General features: G+C 74.8%; 17 protein-coding genes. 9 read left to right on the top strand and 8 right to left on the bottom strand.

Annotation, left to right across the window (positions count from 1 at the left end; all coding sequences use genetic code 11):
- The first annotated feature begins 72 nt into the window (after window positions 1-72).
- Window positions 73-588: a DinB family protein gene (locus ACFWP2_RS19650; protein WP_380452945.1), complete on the top strand. Its 516-nt coding sequence runs from the start codon at window positions 73-75 to the stop codon at window positions 586-588.
- A gap of 189 nt (window positions 589-777) precedes the next feature.
- On the opposite strand, the gene ACFWP2_RS19645 is transcribed toward ACFWP2_RS19650, so the two are convergent.
- Window positions 778-2,436 carry a serine hydrolase gene (locus tag ACFWP2_RS19645; RefSeq protein WP_380452943.1) on the bottom strand — a complete coding sequence of 553 codons (1,659 nt, stop codon included), beginning with the start codon at window positions 2,434-2,436 and terminating at the stop codon, window positions 778-780.
- 349 nt (window positions 2,437-2,785) lie between these two features.
- Here ACFWP2_RS19645 and ACFWP2_RS19640 point away from each other — a divergent pair, with 349 nt between their 5' ends.
- Window positions 2,786-5,257 carry a beta-propeller fold lactonase family protein gene (locus ACFWP2_RS19640; protein ID WP_380452941.1) on the top strand — a complete coding sequence of 824 codons (2,472 nt, stop codon included), beginning with the start codon at window positions 2,786-2,788 and terminating at the stop codon, window positions 5,255-5,257.
- Between the two features lie 91 nt (window positions 5,258-5,348).
- On the opposite strand, the gene ACFWP2_RS19635 is transcribed toward ACFWP2_RS19640, so the two are convergent.
- From ACFWP2_RS19635 to ACFWP2_RS19610, 6 genes are all read right to left on the bottom strand, one after another.
- Window positions 5,349-6,086, bottom strand: a complete 738-nt coding sequence (locus ACFWP2_RS19635; RefSeq protein ID WP_380452939.1) for an RNA polymerase sigma factor — start codon at window positions 6,084-6,086, stop codon at window positions 5,349-5,351.
- 38 nt (window positions 6,087-6,124) lie between these two features.
- Complete coding sequence (locus ACFWP2_RS19630) at window positions 6,125-6,322, bottom strand: hypothetical protein (RefSeq protein WP_380452937.1); 198 nt, start codon at window positions 6,320-6,322, stop codon at window positions 6,125-6,127.
- Between the two features lie 351 nt (window positions 6,323-6,673).
- Entirely contained in the window at window positions 6,674-7,174 is a 501-nt protein-coding gene (locus ACFWP2_RS19625) for a peptidylprolyl isomerase (protein ID WP_380452935.1), read from the bottom strand.
- An 86-nt stretch (window positions 7,175-7,260) separates the two neighbouring features.
- Entirely contained in the window at window positions 7,261-8,367 is a 1,107-nt protein-coding gene (locus tag ACFWP2_RS19620) for an RCC1 domain-containing protein (RefSeq protein ID WP_380452933.1), read from the bottom strand.
- A gap of 245 nt (window positions 8,368-8,612) precedes the next feature.
- Window positions 8,613-9,110 carry an SRPBCC family protein gene (locus tag ACFWP2_RS19615; RefSeq protein ID WP_380452931.1) on the bottom strand — a complete coding sequence of 166 codons (498 nt, stop codon included), beginning with the start codon at window positions 9,108-9,110 and terminating at the stop codon, window positions 8,613-8,615.
- Window positions 9,111-9,213: 103 nt separating this feature from the next.
- Entirely contained in the window at window positions 9,214-9,849 is a 636-nt protein-coding gene (locus ACFWP2_RS19610; RefSeq protein ID WP_380452929.1) for a putative glycolipid-binding domain-containing protein, read from the bottom strand.
- Between the two features lie 163 nt (window positions 9,850-10,012).
- Here ACFWP2_RS19610 and ACFWP2_RS19605 point away from each other — a divergent pair, with 163 nt between their 5' ends.
- The 3 genes from ACFWP2_RS19605 (at window position 10,013) to ACFWP2_RS19595 (ending at window position 13,538) form a co-directional block, all read left to right on the top strand.
- A complete protein-coding gene (locus ACFWP2_RS19605; RefSeq protein WP_380452927.1) occupies window positions 10,013-11,422 on the top strand; it encodes an ATP-grasp domain-containing protein in 1,410 nt (469 codons plus the stop codon).
- Window positions 11,416-11,979, top strand: a complete 564-nt coding sequence (locus ACFWP2_RS19600) for a GNAT family N-acetyltransferase (protein WP_380452925.1) — start codon at window positions 11,416-11,418, stop codon at window positions 11,977-11,979. The genes ACFWP2_RS19605 and ACFWP2_RS19600 overlap by 7 nt, the downstream gene beginning before the upstream one ends.
- Window positions 11,980-12,542: 563 nt before the next feature.
- Window positions 12,543-13,538, top strand: coding sequence for a DUF4331 family protein (locus ACFWP2_RS19595; RefSeq protein ID WP_380452923.1), 996 nt, complete (start codon window positions 12,543-12,545; stop codon window positions 13,536-13,538).
- Between the two features lie 74 nt (window positions 13,539-13,612).
- On the opposite strand, the gene ACFWP2_RS19590 is transcribed toward ACFWP2_RS19595, so the two are convergent.
- Window positions 13,613-13,915 carry a DUF1330 domain-containing protein gene (locus ACFWP2_RS19590; protein ID WP_351634140.1) on the bottom strand — a complete coding sequence of 101 codons (303 nt, stop codon included), beginning with the start codon at window positions 13,913-13,915 and terminating at the stop codon, window positions 13,613-13,615.
- A 419-nt stretch (window positions 13,916-14,334) separates the two neighbouring features.
- On the opposite strand from ACFWP2_RS19590, the gene ACFWP2_RS19585 reads away from it, so the two are divergent.
- The 4 genes from ACFWP2_RS19585 to ACFWP2_RS19570 all read left to right on the top strand — a co-directional run bounded on the left by ACFWP2_RS19585 (window position 14,335) and on the right by ACFWP2_RS19570 (window position 18,254).
- Window positions 14,335-14,700, top strand: a complete 366-nt coding sequence (locus ACFWP2_RS19585) for a hypothetical protein (RefSeq protein WP_380452921.1) — start codon at window positions 14,335-14,337, stop codon at window positions 14,698-14,700.
- Window positions 14,701-14,984: 284 nt separating this feature from the next.
- Window positions 14,985-16,088 carry a sugar ABC transporter substrate-binding protein gene (locus ACFWP2_RS19580; RefSeq protein ID WP_380452919.1) on the top strand — a complete coding sequence of 368 codons (1,104 nt, stop codon included), beginning with the start codon at window positions 14,985-14,987 and terminating at the stop codon, window positions 16,086-16,088.
- A gap of 76 nt (window positions 16,089-16,164) precedes the next feature.
- Window positions 16,165-16,956, top strand: coding sequence for an ATP-binding cassette domain-containing protein (locus ACFWP2_RS19575; protein WP_380452917.1), 792 nt, complete (start codon window positions 16,165-16,167; stop codon window positions 16,954-16,956).
- The gene (locus ACFWP2_RS19570) at window positions 16,953-18,254 is read left to right on the top strand and encodes a sugar ABC transporter permease (RefSeq protein WP_380452915.1); all 1,302 of its coding nucleotides are present in this window, start codon (window positions 16,953-16,955) and stop codon (window positions 18,252-18,254) included. Before ACFWP2_RS19575 ends, ACFWP2_RS19570 begins: the two co-directional genes overlap by 4 nt.
- Window positions 18,255-18,377: the final 123 nt, after the last annotated feature.

Genomic DNA, 18,377 nt, shown 5'->3' with positions numbered 1-18,377 from the left:
CCGGGGCGGCCCGCGCGGCCCGCGCGCAAAATCCGGTGCGCCCGGCGCGGCGCCTGGGTAGCCTGCACGGCCATGGCATCGGAACTGCAACGCCCCCCGCTTCAGGCGGACGAACGCACGGCGCTCATCGGCTGGTTGGACCTGCAGCGGCAGATCCTGCGCTGGAAGTGCGAGGGTCTGACGGACGAGGACGCGCACCGCGCGGTCGTCCCGACCTCGCCGGCCATGACGATGGCCGGCCTCCTCTCCCACATGCGCTGGACCGAACACCTGTGGCTGGAGGTGATGTTCCTCGGCGGGGACGAGAAGCCGAACCCGTCGTTCGACGAGTCGACCGAGGACGCCGACTGGCAGACCGGCCACCGTCCGATCGCCGAACTGCTCGCGGAGTACGAGGCGCAGTGCGCGCGCAGCAACGAGATCGTCGCGGCGGCCTCCCTGGACGACGTCGGCCGCCACACCGGTTACCGCTCCGGCGGCGCCAACCTGCGCTGGATGCTGATCCACCTGGTCGAGGAGACGGGGCGGCACGCGGGGCACGCCGACATCGTCCGGGAGCTCCTGGACGGCTCGAAGGGCTACTACTGACAGGCGTCCGCGCGCCGTTCAGGGGTGTGCGCAGGGGGCGTCGAGCGGCGCGGTGCCCGTGGGGGTGACGACGTGGGCGGCCGTCCGGCGGTCGCGGCGGGTGTCGAGCGGGCCCGCGTCGCGCGGGGTCGTGGCGTGCTCGCCGGCGCAGGCCTCGGCGGGCCTGGGGGTCGGGCCGGAGCCGGTGCGTCAGCCGGCCTGGCTGCGGGTGAAGGTCCCCAGGCCCTCGCGGTCGAGTTGTTCGACGACCACCTTGGTGGCCCGGCCGTCGGCGCCCACGGTGAAGGTGACGCCGGACAGGCCGACGGCGTTCTCGCCGCGGGTCTGGAAGCTGAACACGTCGCCGGCGTAGTGCTGGAGCGGGAACTGGAGGTTGTCCGGGCCCAGGCTCATCACGAGGGCGCCGCCGTTGCCGGTGGTCACGGTCAGCGGGCCGTAGTGGTTGTTGGCGTAGGTGCCGACGTAGGCGGCGTCCGGTCGGGCGGGGGCGGCGTCGGCCGGGGGCTTGGTGTAGTCGGTGGGTGAGACGCCGCTCAGTGCGGCGGCGGGGACGATCCTGCCGAAGAAGGCGAGCCAGTCGACGGTCTCGTGGCCCTCCTCGGCGAGGTCGAAGAACTCCTCGGCCACCGCCTCGGGCAGGCCGGTCGGCTGGCCGTTGGTGAGCACGACGATGCCCAGCTGTTCGGAGGGCAGCAGGGTGACGGTGGTGGCGGCGCCCAGTTCGAAGGCGCCGGAGTGGTTGAGGCGCAGCCGGCCGCGGTTGTCGCGGCCGACGTTCCAGCCCAGGCCGTACTGGCCGGGGTTGCCGTCGGGTGCGGAGGGCGGGTTGGAGAGGCTGTGGGGCAGCCAGGTCTCGCCGAGCGCGGTCTTGTCGACGATCTGCCGGCCCTCGAAGGTGCCGTCGGCGAGTTGCAGCCGCATCCAGCGGGCGAGGTCCTGGGCGGTGGAGCTGACGCCGCCGGCCGGGGACTGGGGGTCGGCGTTCTCGGTGGTGCTGACCTGCCAGCCGGTGCCGGTGCCGGTGGTGCTTCCGGGGCTGGTGCCGGTGCGGACGTGCGGTAGGGCCTTGTCGGGCGCGGTGTCGTAGGCGGAGCGCAGGGAGCTGGTGGAGGTCATGCCGAGCGGCTTGTAGAGGGTGTCGGCGGCGAGGGTCTCCCAGGCGGCGCCCTTGGTCCTGGCGACGGCGACGGCGGCTTCGGTGAGGCCGTAGTTGGTGTAGGCGTAGCTGGCGCGGAAGGGGGCGAGGGGCTGGTCGCGCAGGTGCTGGAGGATGTAGTCGCGCGGGTAGCCGAGGTCCTGGAGGAGGTCGCCGGCGTGGTCGGGCAGGCCGCTGCGGTGGGAGAAGAGGTCGGCGATGGTCACGTGGGTGGTGACCCAGGGGTCGGCGAGGGCGAAGCCGGGGTCGTGGGCGGTGACGGGGTCGTCCCAGGCGACCGATTTCTGGCCGACGGCGGTGGCGACGACGGTGGAGGCGATGGGTTTGGAGACGGAGGCGAGCTGGAAGACGGTGTCGGGGTCGACGGTGTCGGGTTTGCCGAGTTCGCGGACGCCGAAGCCCTTGGCGTGGACGACTTTGTCGTTGTGGACGACGGCCAGGGCCAGGCCCGGTACGCCGGTCTTGCGCATCGCGTCCTGGACGTAGGCGTCGATGCGGTCGACGGCGGAGGCCACCTGCTGGTCGGTCAGCTGGGGTGAGGGCTGCGGCGGCGCGGTGGGCACGGCGCTGGTGGGGCCGGGGTCGGCTTCGGGGTCGGTGGCGGCGGCGGAGGTGCACCCGGTGAGCAGCAGGGCGGCCAGCAGGGGCGCGGCGGTGCGGTGTCCCGCTCTGGCGGCGGTGCGGCGGTGCATGCGGGGTTCTCCCTCGTGCGGCTCGTCCGGGGGCGCGGGGCGTGCGCCTCATCGCGTGAGTATTCGACGGGCCGGTTCGGCCGGGGCGGGCGCCGCGCACCGGGCAGGGGCGCGTTCACCCGTCCGGCGGCGGGGTGGGGTCGGTCGGTCGCCATTGTCTGAATGAACGTCATACGGGCTGTCTTGTATGACAGTTAACCCTTCAGGATAGCCAAGCGGAAGATCGTCTTCACCGGTTCGGGATACCGCTCCCTCCCGCGGATCGCGCTGCCACGATGGGCGAAGGCGTCACGGCCGGGCCGCCGGCCCGCCGGGGCGCGTCATGTCCGCTCTGGGGAGGGACTCTTCGATGTCATGGGACACACCCACAGGTCTGCGGCGCGGCGGGGCTCGGCTGCGCCGCCGCGCGGCGGGACTGGGCGCGGCGGCGCTGCTGGCCGCGGCCGGGCCGCTCGGCGCGGGGGCGGGTGAGGCCGCCGCCGCGCCCGCGCCCGCGCCCGTTGCCGCCGCCGGTGCGGCGCACCAGTTCGTCTACGTCGCCAACAGCGGGGCCAACACGGTGACCGCGTACGACACCGTCACCGGCGCGGTGGTGGCGACGATCCCGGTCGGCGCGAGCCCGTACGCGGTGGTCGGCAGCCCGGACGGCACCCGCGCGTACGTGCCGAACCTCAACGGCAACTCCGTCTCGGTGCTCGACACCGCGACCGACACGGTCACCGCCACCGTCCCGGTGGGCGTGCGGCCGTCCAGCGCGGCCGTCTCCGCGGACGGCGGCAGGCTGTACGTGGTGGACTTCGGCTCCGCCGCCGTGTCGGTGATCAGCACCGCCACCAACACCGTCACCGCCACCGTGCCGGTGGGCCGCAACCCGTACGCCGTCGCGATCAGCCCGAACGGCGCGAAGGCGTACGTCTCCAACGAGTTGGACAACACCGTCTCGGTGATCGACACCGCCCGCGGCACGGTCACCGCCACCGTGCGGGTCGGCGTCCTGCCGGTCGGGATCGCCTTCACCCCCGACGGCGCGAAGGCGTACGTCGCCAACCACAGCGGTGACAGCGTCTCGGTGCTCGACACCGCCACCGACACCGTCACCGCGACCGTCCCGCTGGGCGCCGGCCGGGTGCCGATCGGCGTGGCGGTGAGCCCCGACGGCGCGAGCCTCTACGTGGCCGACAGCGGCTCCGGCTCCGTGTCGGTGGTCAGCACCGCCACCGACACCGTCACGGCCACCGTCGGCGTCGGCGCCGGTGCGCAGTTCGTCGCGATCGACCCGGCCGGCACCGCGGCGTACGTCACCAACCGCGGCGGCAACAGCGTCTCGGTGATCAGCACGGCGACCAACACCGTCACCTCCACCCTCACCGGGCTGAACGCGCCGGTCGGGCTGGGCTTCGTCAACGTGCCCCAGCCGGTCGTCACCGCCCTCGACCCGGCCTCCGGGCCCAAGGCCGGCGGTACGCGCGTGAGCGTCACCGGATCCGGCTTCACCGGCGCGAGCGCGGTGCGGTTCGGCTCGGTCCCCGCGGCCTCCTTCACCGTCGACAGCGACACGCGGATCACCGCCGTCGCCCCGGCCGGGGCGGTCGGCACGGTGGACGTGACCGTGGTCAAGGCCGCGGGCACCAGCGCCACCGGCCGCGCCGACCGGTACACCTACCTGCCGGCCGCGCCCGCCGTCACCGCGCTCAGCCCCGACCACGGCCCGCGCAGCGGGGGCACGACGGTCACCATCACCGGCACCGACCTGACCGGCACCACCGCGGTCGCCTTCGGCGGGGTCCCGGCCGCGTCGTTCACGGTGCTCTCCGACACCCAGGCCACCGCCGTCACCCCCCGGCACGCCGTCGGCACCACCGACGTCACCGTCACCACGCCCGCCGGGACCAGCGCCACCGTCCCCGCCGACCGGTACTCCTTCGACCCGGTCGCCTCCCGCGGCACGGTCTACACCGCCGACGGCGGCGACGACAGCGTCAAGGTCTACGACTCGGCCACCGGCGCGATCAGCGCCCGCGTCCCGGTCGGGTCCAGGCCCTACGAGGTCAGCGCCAACCCGGCCGGCACCCAGGTGTGGGCGTCGAACTCCGGCAGCGGCACCGTCTCCGTGATCGACACCGCCTCCGACCTCGTCGTCGGTACCGTCCCGGTCGGCACCACGCCCACCGCGATCACCTTCACCCGCGACGGCGCCACCGCCTACGTCTCCAACTCCGGCAGCGGCACCCTCTCCGTCGTCGACACCGCCACCCGTACGGTGACCGGCACCATCACCCTCATCGGCGAACCGCGCGACTCCGCGATCACCCCCGACGGTTCGACGCTGTACGTGGTCGAGCACACCTACGGGCTGGTGGTCTCGATCGACACCGCCCTCAACGTGGTCAAGGGCGCCGTCCCCCTGTTCCAGACCCACCCGGCGGCGCTGGCCGTCACCCCCGACGGGCGCGCCGTCTACGTCGCCGACGACGGCGGCAGCGCCGTCAGCGTCATCTCGACCGCCACCAACACCGTGACCGCCGCGATCGCGGTCGGCAGCCGCCCGAGCGCCGTGGCGATGACCCGTCAGGGCACCGCGTACGTGGTCAACAGCGGCAGCGGCAGCGTCTCGGTGGTCGACACCGCCCGCGGTACGGTCACCGCGACCGTGCCGGTCGGCGCCGGCCCCCTCGACGCCGCCGCCGACGCCGCGGGCAGCACGGTGTACGTCACCGACGCCCAGGACGGCACCGTCTCGACGATCAGCACGGGGACCGACACCGTCACCGAGTCGGCCGCCGGCTTCTCGGCGCCGCGCGGTGTGACCGTCATCGGCTGACCCGGCCCGGCCGGGCCGGCGGGCACGGCACTTGCCCGGCACGGCACTTGCCCGGCACGGCTCGCCCGTGGCTCCACGACGGGGGCGCGGATCATCCCGATCCGCGCTCCCGCTCCCGCGGCTGCCGGTGCCGCCGGCGGCGCAGTGCGGCCGCCGCCCGCCCGGCCAGGGCGAGGGCCAGCAGGCCCGTGGCCGCCGCGACCGGCGCCCACCACCACCCGGCCGTGGAGCCCACCGCGAGCGCCGCCGCGGGGACGGCCGCCACCAGGAGGAAGCCCACCGTCGCCTCGCCGCGGTCGTCGCCCGCGACCGCCCTGATCCTGTCCAGGAGCCGGGCCCCGGCGATGTCGGCGCGGGCCCTGAGGGCGTGGACGCGGGCGGTGGCCGGGCGGCAGCCCAGCTGCTCGGCGATCTCGGTGTAGTCCCACTCCATCAGGTAGCGCAGGTAGGCGACCTGCCGGCGGCGGCGCTGCGGCATCCGCCGGATGACGGCGGCGACCTCCCGGGCGGCGACGACGTCCTCGGCGCCGGCCGCCGGAGCGAGCGGGCTCCAGCGGACGGCGCCCAGCTCGGCGTGCTCGGCCGGGTCGCCGTACGCGCGGTGCGTCGCCGCCGGGACGCACCGGGCCACCCGGCGCCGGGCCACGGTGTGGAGCCAGGCCCGGGGGGTCCTGACGGTGTCCCAGAGCAGCAGGGCCTCCTCGAAGGTGTCCTGGACGATGGCCTCGGCGTCGGCGTCCCGGTCGGACAGTCCCAGCGCGGCGGCCCGGCGGCGCACCGACCGTACGAGCTGCCCGTAGTACAGGCCGTAGGCCTCCTCGAAGGACATCGCCGGCGCGGTGCCGCACGCTCCCGGGGGCTCCTCGCTCACCGCGCGCCGCCCGACGTCTCGTCCGCCGCCTCGCTCGCCCTCGCGGCCGCCGCGGGCCGCGCGGCCCGGGCCTGGGCCTGGGCCCTGGCCAGGTCGGCGAGGGCGCGCAGCAGCAGGCTCCGGGCGAGGGCGTCGGCGACTTTCAGCGCGGCGGGTGCGGTGCCGAGGAGCAGCAGGGTCACGGGGTCCATCATCGGGCGGCTCGCCTTCCGGGTGTCCCGCCCTGGGCGGATCCCCGGTCCGGGCGCCTGGGCGGCTGCCGGGAAGTGGCCCGCGCGGGCGGGGGCGTTTACCGCGCGTCGGCGGGTTCCTTCCGGGCGGCGCGGGCGGGGGGGGGGGGGGGGGCCGGCGGCGCGGCACCCCCCCCCCCCGCGGCGCGCCCCGGGCCCCCGCGCCACGGACGACCACGCGGGGGGGGGGGGGGGGGGGGGGGGGGCGGGGGGGGGGGGGGGGGGGGGGGGGGGGGGGGGGGGGGGGGGGGGCGCGGGGGCCCCGCCCGCCCCCCCCCCCCCCCCCACGCCCGCGTTCCGCGCGCTTCCCGCGTCCTACTCGACGACCTCGGCCTTGGTGATGATCACGTCCTCCTTGGGGACGTCCTGGTGGCCGCTCTTGGAGCCGGTGGGCACGGTCTTGATGGTGTCCACGACCTCCTGTCCCTCCACCACTTCGCCGAAGACGGCGTAGCCCCAGCCCTGGACGTTCTTGCCGCTGTGGTCGAGGAAGGCGTTGTCGGCGACGTTGATGAAGAACTGGGCGGTGGCGGAGTGCGGGTCGCCGGTGCGGGCCATGGCCACGGTGTACTGGGTGTTCTTCAGGCCGTTGTCGGCCTCGTTCTGGATGGATGCGCGGGTCTTCTTCTGCTTCATGCCGGGCTCCATTCCGCCACCCTGGACCATGAAGCCGTTGATGACCCGGTGGAAGACCGTCCCGTCGTAGAAGCCGTCCCGGACGTACTGGAGGAAGTTCTCCACCGTCGCCGGGGCCTTCTCCGCGTCGAGGCGCAGGACGATGTCGCCGTGGTTGGTGCTCAGTTTGACCTTCGACACGATGACCTCACTGTACGAGTTGCGGCAGCTACGGAGTATTCACGCGCATTGTGACAGGAGGGGCGGCCGGGAACCGTTGAGGCGCCTCAGTTCGCGAGGCTGAAGTCGCCGCCGACGGGGGCGGCGAGTTTGTCGATGCCGGTGAGGGCGGTGAGGGTGGGCACCGGGGTGCTGCTGTCGGCGGTGGTGCCGTCGCCGAGCTGGCCGGAGCCGTTGCTGCCCCAGGAGTGGACGGTGCTGGTGCCGGACAGGGCGACGGTGTGCTCGCGGCCGCCGGCCACCAGCCGTACGCCCGTCAGGCCGGGGACGGTGACGGGGGTGACGCGGAAGACGGTGGTGCCGTCGCCGAGTTGGCCGGCGGTGTTCTGGCCCCAGGCCTTGAGGCGGTGGTCGGTGTCGACGACGGCCATGCTGTGGTTGCAGCCGGCCGCGATCTGGGTGACGCCGCCCGTCCAGGCCCCGTGGGTGGTGACCGGGGTGTAGCGGTTGATGGTGGTGTTGTCGCCGAGCTGGCCGGTGGCGTTGTAGCCCCAGGCCTTGACCGCGGCGCCGCTGCCCGGCGCGCCGACCAGGACGAGGCTGTGGCCGGCGCCGGCGGCGATCCGGCTGACGCCGGCCAGTCCGGCGACCTGCACGGGCAGGCCGCGGTTGGTCGAAGTCCCGTCGCCCAGCTGGCCGTTGCTGTTGTAGCCCCAGGCCCACACGGTGCCGTCCTCGCGCAGCGCCAGGCTGTGGTGCAGGCCGGCGGCGATGGCGACGACCTTGTGCAGGCCCTCGACCCGCAGCGGGATGCTGCTGTCGGCGCTGGTGCCGTTGCCGAGCTGGCCGTGGTTGTTCTGGCCCCAGGCGACCACGGTGCCGTCGGCGAGCAGGGCGAGGCTGTGCGCGCCGCCGGCGGCGATGTCGGTGGCGTCGGCGAGGTCGACCACCTGGGCGGGGGTGTTGTGGCTGAAGACCGTGCCGTCGCCGAGCTGGCCGGAGCCGTTGACGCCCCAGGACTGCACCGTGCGGTCGGTGAGCAGGGCCAGTCCGTGGCCGAGGCTCGCGCCGGACCCGCCGGCGGCGATCTTCAGCACGTCGGCGCTGGTCAGCCCGAGCACGGCGGTGGCCGTGGTGCGGAGGTCGGCCCAGGTGCCGTCCCCCAGCTGGCCGGAGCGGTTGTTGCCCCAGGACTTCAGGCGCTTCTCTGCCATGCGACGATGCCTCTTTACTTCTATGACAATAAGTCAAATCGTCGACATGTCAGACCTGTTGACGAGTCCACGATCATGGCCCGACGCTACCCACGCGCACCTCACCGGCACGGGAAACAGCGGCGCCGGCCACTCGATCGGGTGATGGCACCCCCGCGGCACGCCCCCACCCGCGCTCGGCATGGGCATGCCGTTGTGGGGCGCGGCACGTCACCCGGCCCGCGAGGCCTGCCGCCCCCGGTGGGCTACGCCGCGCCGAAGTGCCGTTTGGTGTCGGCGATCAGCGTGCGCAGGAACGCCGTGCCGGGCAGGTCGGTCAGGGCCGCGGGGCGGCGCAGCAGCGGGTGCGGCTCGTAGGCGAAGGTCCAGGTGAAGCGGGTGCCGCCGGACGGGAGGGGCTCGACGAGGTAGTCCTCGCCGAAGCGGCGGTACAGCGGCAGGCTGGCGCGGGTGACGCAGAACGCGTGCCGCCGGCTGTCCTCGCCCTCCTCCCAGTGCACGAACTCCTCGTGCAGGCGCAGCGTTCCGAGTGCCGTGATCTGCCGGGTGGTGCCGACGCCGTGGGGCGCCGGCGAGGTGTAGCGGCCGCCGGCCAGGCCCCGGCACCAGGACAGCGGTGCGGGGCCGGCGAGCCCGTTCCACACGCTCGGCGGCGCCACCGGCAGGTCCATCGAGTAGCGGTGGCGGTGCGGGGCGGTGTCGAAGAAGGAGGCGTCGAAGCGCTCCAGCGTGAACCAGGGCATCGGGGCCTCCTCGTGGCGGGTCGCGGGTTGCGGGTTGCGGGTTGCGGGTTGCGGGTTGCGGGTTGCGCCGGAAGCGTAGCGGGCGCGGCCGGCGGGCGTTGCGTCAGGCCAGGCGGTGGGCCAGGCCGGGGTAGTCGGCGACCAGGCCGTCGGCGTCCAGGCGCAGGTCGGCGCGGTAGTCGCCGGAGGCGTAGCGGACGGTGGCGCCCCCGTCCTGGTGGCGGCGCAGGTGGGTGTAGGTCTGGCGGGAGGGCACGACGACCAGGTCGGGCACGCGGATCCAGGCCATCAGGAAGTGGTGTTCGCCCGGCTGCCGGTGGAGGGCGTGGCGCAGGACGGGCGGGGTGTTGGTGAGCGGGGACAGGCCGAGGTCGCAGTCGAGGGCGCCGTCGAGGTCGGGGCGCGGGGTGCCGTCGACGGTCCAGCGGCCGGTGGTCTCGTCGCGGCGCAGGTCGAGGGTGCGGGTGGCGCCCAGGGTGCGGGCGGTGACGTGCATGCGGCGGGTGGTGAAGTCTTCGCCGGTGTCGAGTTCGTAGTCGAGCCAGTACGGGGCGGGCTGGGCGGCGGCGGCGCGGCCGCGGGCGGTCAGGGCGGTGGGGCCGAGGTCGATCCAGGAGGTCTCCAGGCCGGCGGTCTCGGTGACCCGCCAGGTGGGTACGGCGGTGCGGGCCTGCCGGTCGGCGGGGGCGGCCTGTTCGGCGGGGGCGGTCTGGTCGGTGCGGTCGGTGCGGCTGTTCATCCGTGTACGGTACTTCCGGGCACCGACAACGCCCCCGGTGCGGCCGTCAACGCGGGCGGTTCCTTCGTACGGGTGAGGGTGGGGGCGGGGTGTGCCCCGTGCGGGGCGGGGTGGGGGGTGCGGGCGCGGCGGGGCCGGTCCCGGGCTCTCCATAATCGCGTGGGTGATCACATCCTGTGACGAAGCGGTGGCCCGGTTGCGGGCCGTTCCCGGGCTGTCGTGCTGCGCCCGTCCCCTGTTCGTGCTGCCGCTGCTGCGCACCGGCTGCCTGTCCGCGGTGCTGAGTGTGGAGGGCCCGGACGCGGGCTGGGAGGGCGAGTTCGGGGCGCGGTTCCATGCGCTGGAGCCGGGCGGCGGGGTGCGCGACCACACCTCGCTGGGCGCCGGTGTCCACGAGGTGCTGCGCCGCATCGCCCGCTCCGGGGGCGGGAGCTGGCGGGGCCGGGAGCTGGCGCTGCTGCCCTACACGTCGATGAAACCCGAGTGGCGCACGGCACTTGACGCGCTCGGCGCCCGCCTGGCGGAGCCGCCGGCGCGCCTGGCGCTGCCGGTGCTGGGCGACAAGCGGGCCCAGCGCGCGTGGCTGCGGTCGGTGGGCGCCGTGACCCCGTCCGACGCGGTCGTCCCGGCGCTCGACCACCGGGAGCTGCGCCGGCGCTTCGGCGACCGCTACGTGGTGCAGACGCCGATGGGCGCCAGCGGCAAGGGCACCCATCTGGTCACCGACGAGGCGCAGCTGCCGCCGATCCGCGAAGTCGGCGGCGGGCCCTGGCTGGTGAGCGGTTACGTCGAGGGACCGGCGGTGAACCTGCACGTCCTGGTGTCGGCGGACAGCACCGTGCGGGTGCTGCGCCCGTCCGTCCAGCTGACCCGCGTCGAGGGCATCGGGGCGCCCTTCGGGACCTACTCCGGCTGCGACTTCGGGGCGCCCGCCCTGCTGTCGCCGCCGGCGCTGGCCCGGGCCGGCACCGCGGCCCGGCGCGTCGGCGAGGCGCTGGCCGCGCTCGGCTACCGGGGCCTGTTCGGCGCGGACTTCGTCCTGGACGGCGATCGCCCGCTGCTGCTGGAGCTCAACTGCCGGATGCAGGGCTCGACCTGGCTGCTGGGCGAGCTCGAACTGGCCGAGGAGGCGCTGCCGTCCGCGCTGCGCCACGTCCTGGAGCTCTACGGCCACGCCACCGGCGGCGAGCCGCGCACGGACGCGGCGGGTGCCGTGCAGCTGGTGGTGCGGCACACCGGCGCCGCGGTGCGGGTGGCGGCGGCGCCCGGCGGCGGTCTGCACCGGCTGAAGGACGGGCGGCTGCGGTACTGCGGCGCCGGGTTCGGCCTGCTGGAGTGCGGTCCTGACGACTGCGTGCTGCTGCAACTGCCTTCCCCCGGAACGGTGTTGCTTCCCGGGGTGCCGCTGGCCCGGGTCGTCGCCCGGCACGCGCTGACCACCCCGGACGGCACCGCGCTCACCGCGCACGGCCGGCGGCTGGTGGAGGCCCTGCGCGCGGGCTTCGTCCTCACGCCGCTCGAGGAGCCCGCCCAGGAACCCGTCGGATCCGTCGGATCCGCCGCGCCGTGGTGAACCCGCCGCCTCCCCCGCTGTACGTCCGTCCCGCGGTGCCCGCCGACCTGCCCCGGCTGGCCGCGCTGCGGGCGGAGGCGGCCGCCTGGATCGCGCTGGAACACGGCTCGGCCCAGTGGTCGTCCCCGTACGACCCCGAGCGGGGCCTGGCGCTGATCGCCCGCGGCGCGACGGTGGTGGCCGCGCTGGCCCCGCACGGCGAGGCGGTCGCCACCGTGACGCTGCGCCCCACCGGCAGCCCCCGCCTGTGGAGCGGCGAGGAACTCGCCCGCCCGGCCCGCTACTTGAGCTCCTTCACGGTGGACCGCCGGTACGCCGGGCGCGGCATCGGCGCCCGGCTGGGCGACTGGGCCGCCTGGCGGGCCGCGCGGGCGGGCGCCGGGCTGCTGCGGGTGAACGTGTGGAGCGACAACGCCGCCCTGCACGCCTACTACCGTGCGCGGGGCTGGCGTTGGGTGCGCACGGTGGACGGCAGCCGCAGCGGCGCCCTGTTCGAGCGCGCCACGACGGCGACGGCGCCGCCACGGGTCCACGAGGCGCTCCGCCCGCGGGCCTGAGCCGTCCCGGCCGCCCGCGGGGGTACGCCCCTCGCCGCCCGGAGGGCGCACGCCCTCTCGACGCGGCGGGTGCGGGCGGGGATCCTCGTCCCGGTGCGCGGCGTGCGGCCGCGCACCGTCGCCGCGCCGAGTGGAGGAACCCCCGTGGAGCGTCTCGTACTGGACCCGACCGGCCGCCCGCCGCTGGCCCGCCTGGAGGGCGCACCGCGCTGAGCCGGCTGTTCGAGCGCTTCCCCGGCCTCGCCCTCGCCCCGGGCGCGCGGCTGGAGCCGGTCGACTCGCTGATCTCCAACGGGCACCGGGCGCTGCCGGTGCTGCCGGTGCTGCTGGGGCCGCAGGCGCCGAAGGCCTCCTGACGGCCCTGCCCACCCCGTCCCCGGCCCCCGTGGGCGCTCGCTCGCCCGGGTTCGCTCCGGTTTGCTCCGGTTCGCCCGGGTGGCGCAGCGGGGCGGGCCGGGGCCGTCGGGGCGTGGTAGCTATGGCCGCGGGGGGCGGGGGGTGTCCACGCGGATGCCCGCGGGTTCACGCGGGTGCACGCGCAGCACTGGAGACCGGAGACCGTCGTGTCGCACCACCTCAGCGGACCGAACCTGCGCTCACCGGAGGGTGACGCGCGCCTGGATCTGACCGACCTGTTCGCCTTCGCCTCGCCGAGGCCGGGCCGGACGGTGCTGATCATGAACGTGAACCCGGTCGCGCCGTCCGGCGGGCAGGCCTTCCATCCGCAGGCGGTGTACCGGATCGACATCGACACGGACGGCGACCGGCGGGCCGACATCGCGTACAGCTTCACGTTCTCCGAGCCGGAGCCGGGATCGGGGTCGGGGTCGGGGTCGGGGTCGGAGAGCGCGGGTGGGGCGCAGACCATGACGGTGCGGCGCACCACCGGCGAGGGGGCGCGCGGGCACGAGGCGACCGGTGAGGTGCTGGTGTCGCGGGCGCCGGTGGGCTTCACGCGCGAGCCGGCGGTGGTGGAGGCGGGGCCGTACCGGGTGAGCGCGGGGCTGCGCAGCGACCCGTTCTTCGCGGACCTGGACGGGATCGTGAAGGACTTCCAGTGGACGGGGGTGGACTGGGGTGCGGACAAGAACGTGTTCGGGATCGTCCTGGAGGGCCCGGACGAGGCGTTCGGCGAGGGGCCGGAGATCGGGGTGTGGGCGCGGGTGAGCGTGCGCAAGGACGGCCGGCTGGTGTCGGTGGACCGGGGTGCGCATCCGTCGCTGACGGCGTACTTCAACGAGGAGGACGTGAAGGAGGCGTACAACGCCGGGGAGCCGGTGGACGACTGGGAGAACTACCGGGAGCCGTGGACGGCGAAGCTGCAGCACTTCGGCGGGTACACCACGGACGCGGCGCAGGCGCAGCTGCGGATCGTGCTGCCGGACATCCTGCGCTACGACCGGTCCCGCCCGGCGGGCTACCCGAACGGGCGCACGCTGACGGACGACGTGACGTCGGCACGGCTGACGATGCTCACCGACGGCCGGGTGTCCGGCGATCACATCGGGCCGCACACCGACCTGCTGGCGGAGTTCCCCTACCTGGGCCACCCGCACTGAGCTCCGGGGGCATCGCGTTCCCCGGAGCCCCTGTGGCGCAGTCCCGGTAGGGGTCCGGCCGCCGCGGCCCCGCCTCAGAGGGCGGGCACGATCATCGCCGTGAACGGGCGGGTGGCCGCGAGGCGCTCCTCCAGCAGTTCCCGGTACTGCTCGGACTCGTAGACGGCGCGGGCCTGTTCGGCGTCGGCGAAGCGCAGGACGACGGTGTGGGTGCCGCCAGCCGGCCGGCCGCCCTCGGACAGGTGGACGGTCCGGTCGGTGCTCGCGAGCAGTTCCCCCGCGTCCGGGCCCAGGAGGACGGGGGCGGCGGCCCGGCGGTAGGCGTCCAGGCGCTGGGGGTCGGTCACGTCGTAGTTCAGTATGAGCAGGGCGGGCATGGTCTCTCCTCGTCGATCCGCGCGAAGCAGGGCGAACAGGGCCCCGGACGTGCGGGATCGACGCGGCGCCCGGGCGGCCGCCAGGGACGGCGACGGATCACCACCGGGCGGACCGTGATCCAGTATCCGCCCCCCGCGCCGGCCCGTCGGCCCCGCCCCCGTCAGCACGGCCGGCCGTCGCCGGAGTTCCCGTCCACGCGCCGGCGCCGACGCCGGCGCCGGTTCCGCGAGGAGCGGCGCACCCGCTCGCCCGCGGCGAGGGCCACGGTGGCGCAGCACCGGTAGCGCAGTGCCGGTCCGGGGGCGGGCAGGCGCGCCCCTGTCAGATGTCAGGGACCGCTGCGGGCGCCGGATTCCTAGGCTGACGGGCACCGGGCGGACGGATCGTCCGTCCTCGTACCAGCCAAGGGAGAACCACCATGCGCAGGATCACCCACGCCGTCGCCGCGCTCGCCATGGCCGCCGCCGCCCTGACCACGATGGGGGCCGGCAGCGCCGGCGCCGCGGGCGGGGACTGGGCGGGCTGCCCGTCCGGGGCGGTCTGCGTCTACCCGCAGGACCAGGACCCGGCGGTCAGCCCCAGCGCCGTCTACTGGAGCTACGGCGCGCACAACCTGAGCGGCCAGTACGGCAACCACTGGGTGCTCAACAACCAGACCGGCGGCGCGCACGCCCACCTGTGCCGCGCCTCGGGCGGCGGCGACTGCGTCTACGACATCGCGGCGCCGCGCGGCGTGTACTACGACCTGGGGCCGATCAACTCGATCACCCTCGACCGCCCCTGACGCTCCATCAGGCCACGGCCCGGAGTGCCCGTCGCCCGAGGGGAGCGGCGGGCACTCCCGCGTTCGGGCGCCGGACGGCCGGGACGCGGCGACCGGACGGCCGGGACGCGACAGCCCGACGGCCGGGATGCGACGGCGGAACGCCCGGGACGTGTTCACGAAGATAACGAATGGTGGTGGATTCCCGGGAGTCTGGTTTTACTTATTGACGTCATGTACGCGTCCAGGTTTAACTCCCCCCACCCCGCCGCGAAGCCCGCGGCGACCCCAGGGAGAGGTACCCGATGAACGCCGTACTGCGTCGCGCCCTCGTCTCCACCGTGGGCCTCGCGCTGACCCTGTCCATGACCGCCGCGTGCGGCAAGGCGGGCGGCGCCAAGAACGAGGCGTCCTCCACCGCCGCCGGCAACCCGAACGCCATCGGCCTGCTGCTGCCCGAGAACGCCTCCTCCGTGCGCTACGAGTCCTTCGACCGGCCCTTCATCGAGGCCAAGGTCAAGGCCCTGTGCGCGCAGTGCAAGGTGCTGTACAACAACGCCGAGGGCAGCGCCGCCAAGCAGAAGCAGCAGTTCGACACCCTGCTCGCGCAGGGCGTCAAGGTGATCATCCTCGACCCGTACAACGCCAAGTCCACCCAGGGCTGGGTCCAGGAGGCCGCCGCCAAGGGCGTCAAGGTCGTCGCCTACGACCGCCTGGCCGCCGGCCCGGTCGCCGCCTACACCTCCTTCGACAACGAGAAGGTCGGCGAACTCCAGGGCCAGGCCCTGCTGGACGCGCTCGGGGCGCGGGCCGCCGAGTCCGACATCGTCATGATCAACGGCGACGAGGCCGACCCGAACGCCGCGCAGTTCAAGTCCGGCGCGCACAAGGTCCTCGACGGCAAGATCAGGAAGGTCGTCTACGAGCAGTCCGGGCAGTGGGACCCCACCGTCGCCGGGCAGAAGATCTCCGCCGCCGTCACCGAGTTCGGCAAGAACGGCTTCCAGGCCGTCTACTCCGCCAACGACGGCATGGCCGCCGCCATCATCACCCAGCTCAAGGGCGCCGGCGTCAACGTCCCCGTCGGCGGCCAGGACGCCGGCCTGGACGCCATCCAGCGCATCGTGGGCGGCGAACAGGCGTACACCATCTACAAGGCCTACCGCCCGCTCGCCGAGACCGCCGCCGAACTGGCCGTCGCCCTCCTCCAGGGCAAGGACGTCAAGACCATCGCCACCGCGAGCGTCGACAGCGCCACCGACAAGAACATCCCCTCCAGGCTGCTGGACGCCAAGGTCGTCACCAAGGACGACATCGCCGCCACCGTCCTGGCCGACGGCCTCTACAAGGCCTCCGACATCTGCACCGCCGACTACGCCGCCGCGTGCGCCGCCGCCGGCCTCAAGTAGCCCACCGGCCGCCGACCAACCCCTCCGATCCTCAGGTATCACCCCAAGTCACCACTCCCCCAAGGTGGTTGTTCCCGTGACAGGCGCACCCGTCCTGCAGCTGCGCTCGGTCTCCAAGCGCTTCGGTGCCGTCCAGGCCCTCACCGACGTCGACCTCACCGTCCACGCCGGCGAGGTGCTCGCCCTCGTCGGCGACAACGGCGCCGGAAAGTCCACCCTCGTCAAGACCATCGCCGGCGTCCACCCCGTGGACGAGGGCACCCTCGCCTGGCACGGCGAGCCGGTACGCCTGGCCCGACCCCAGGACGCCACCGCCCTCGGCATCGCGACCGTCTACCAGGACCTCGCGCTGTGCGACAACCTCGACGTCATCGCCAACCTCTTCCTCGGCCACGAGAGGCGCCGCCGCGGCCTGCTCGACGAGGTCGCCATGGAGCAGCACGCCCGCCGGCTGCTGGACACCCTCGCCATCCGCATCCCCGACGTGCGCACCCCCGTGGCCGCGCTGTCCGGCGGGCAGCGCCAGGTGGTGGCCATCGCCCGCGCCCTGGTCGGCGAACCGGCCCTGGTGATCCTGGACGAGCCCACCGCGGCCCTCGGCGTCGAGCAGACCGCCCAGGTCCTGGACCTGGTGGAACGGCTGCGCGAACGCGGCCTGGCGGTCGTGCTGGTCAGCCACAACATGGCCGACGTACGGGCGGTGGCCGACACCGTCGCCGTCCTGCGCCTGGGCCGCAACAACGGCGTCTTCCCGGTGGCCGGCACCACCCAGGAACAGATCGTCGCCGCGATCACCGGCGCCACCGACAACGCCCACGCCCGCCGGGCCCGCCGCACCGGGCACACCGAGGAGGCCGAGGCCGTATGAGCACCCCCGACGCACCCGCCACCCCGTCTTCCACCCCCGCCACCGCCCCTGCCGCCGCCGGCCCTGTCGCCGCCGGCCCGGCCGCGGACCCGCGGCTGCTGGCGACCGCGCCGGGCTGGGCGGGCCGGTGGCAGGCCGCCCGACGGCGCCTGGCCTCCGGCGAGCTCGGCTCGCTGCCCGTCGTCGTCGGCCTGGTCGTCATCGCCGTCGTCTTCCAGTCCGTCACCCACCACTTCCTGCAGGCCGACAACCTCACCAACATCACCCGCTTCATCGCCGGCCCCGGCCTGATCGCGGTCGGCGTCGTCTTCGTCCTGATCCTCGGCGAGATCGACCTCTCCCTCGGCTCGGTCGCCGGCGCCAGTGCCGCGGTCGCGGCCGTCCTGACCGTGCGCCAGGGCTGGAGCGAGTGGGTGGCCATCCTCGCCGCCCTCGCCGCGGCCTGCGTCATGGGCCTGCTGCACGGCCTGTTCTTCGCCCGCGTCGGCGTGCCCGCCTTCGTGGTCACCCTCGCCGGCATGCTCGCCTGGAGCGGCCTGCAGGAGTACGTGCTGGGCGACGGCGGCACCGTCAACAACCGCCACGACGGCATCATCGCAAGCCTGGACAGCACCTTCCTCGGCGACGGCGACATCGCCTACGCCTGGGGCCTGGCCGTCCTCGCCCCCGCCCTCTACCTGGCCGCCCGCCTGCACACCGCCCGCCGCCGCCGCGCCGCCGGCCTCACCGCCCCCGGCGCCGCCGACAGCGCGATCCGCGCCGGCGCCCTCGCCGTCCTCACCCTCGCCACCGCCTACACCCTCAACCAGGACCGCGGCCTGCCGCTGTCCCTGGTCGTCCTGCTCGGCGCCGTCCTGGCCACCGACTTCGTACTGCGCCGCACCCGCTACGGCCGCCAGGTCTTCGCCGTCGGCGGCGGCGTCGAGGCCGCCCGGCGCGCGGGCGTCAACGTCGCCCGGATCCGGATCTCCGTCTTCGTGCTCTCCGCGTTCCTGGCCGGCCTGGGCGGCCTGTTCTACGCCTCCCAGCAGGGCTCCGCCGACAAGCAACTGGGCGGCGGCAACGTCCTGATGAGCGCCATCGCCGCGGCCGTCATCGGCGGCACCAGCCTCTTCGGCGGCCGCGGCAAGACCTGGTCCGCGCTGCTGGGCATCCTCGTCATCCAGTCCATCACCACCGGCCTGGACATGGTCCACGCCGCCCAGGCCATCCAGTACATGATCACCGGCGCGGTCCTGCTGGCCGCCGTCGTCCTCGACTCCGTCACCCGCCGCACCCGCACCACCGGCCGCGGATAGCGCCGCGCGGCACCGCTGACGCCCGCCGGCACCCGTCGGCACCGGCCGGCACCGGCCCGGCGCCCCGCGACGCGGCGGGGCGCCGGGCCCTTTCGCGGCTTGCCCCCACCCCGGGCACCGGGA

This window comes from Kitasatospora sp. NPDC058444, assembly GCF_042721415.1.
Lineage (GTDB): Bacteria > Actinomycetota > Actinomycetes > Streptomycetales > Streptomycetaceae > Kitasatospora.
Note: the sequence above shows the minus strand (reverse complement) of the source record. Positions and strands in the feature narration are given on the sequence as shown.

Bases quoted from the DNA above. Each gene is read 5' to 3' on its own strand.
- ACFWP2_RS19650 (WP_380452945.1), top strand. From the start codon at position 73: ATGGCATCGGAACTGCAACGCCCCCCGCTTCAGGCGGACGAACGCACG.
- ACFWP2_RS19645 (WP_380452943.1), bottom strand. From the start codon at position 2,436: ATGCACCGCCGCACCGCCGCCAGAGCGGGACACCGCACCGCCGCGCCC.
- ACFWP2_RS19640 (WP_380452941.1), top strand. From the start codon at position 2,786: ATGTCATGGGACACACCCACAGGTCTGCGGCGCGGCGGGGCTCGGCTG.
- ACFWP2_RS19635 (WP_380452939.1), bottom strand. From the start codon at position 6,086: ATGTCCTTCGAGGAGGCCTACGGCCTGTACTACGGGCAGCTCGTACGG.
- ACFWP2_RS19630 (WP_380452937.1), bottom strand. From the start codon at position 6,322: ATGATGGACCCCGTGACCCTGCTGCTCCTCGGCACCGCACCCGCCGCG.
- ACFWP2_RS19620 (WP_380452933.1), bottom strand. From the start codon at position 8,367: ATGGCAGAGAAGCGCCTGAAGTCCTGGGGCAACAACCGCTCCGGCCAG.
- ACFWP2_RS19615 (WP_380452931.1), bottom strand. From the start codon at position 9,110: ATGCCCTGGTTCACGCTGGAGCGCTTCGACGCCTCCTTCTTCGACACC.
- ACFWP2_RS19610 (WP_380452929.1), bottom strand. From the start codon at position 9,849: ATGAACAGCCGCACCGACCGCACCGACCAGACCGCCCCCGCCGAACAG.
- ACFWP2_RS19590 (WP_351634140.1), bottom strand. From the start codon at position 13,915: ATGCCCGCCCTGCTCATACTGAACTACGACGTGACCGACCCCCAGCGC.
- ACFWP2_RS19585 (WP_380452921.1), top strand. From the start codon at position 14,335: ATGCGCAGGATCACCCACGCCGTCGCCGCGCTCGCCATGGCCGCCGCC.
- ACFWP2_RS19580 (WP_380452919.1), top strand. From the start codon at position 14,985: ATGAACGCCGTACTGCGTCGCGCCCTCGTCTCCACCGTGGGCCTCGCG.
- ACFWP2_RS19570 (WP_380452915.1), top strand. From the start codon at position 16,953: ATGAGCACCCCCGACGCACCCGCCACCCCGTCTTCCACCCCCGCCACC.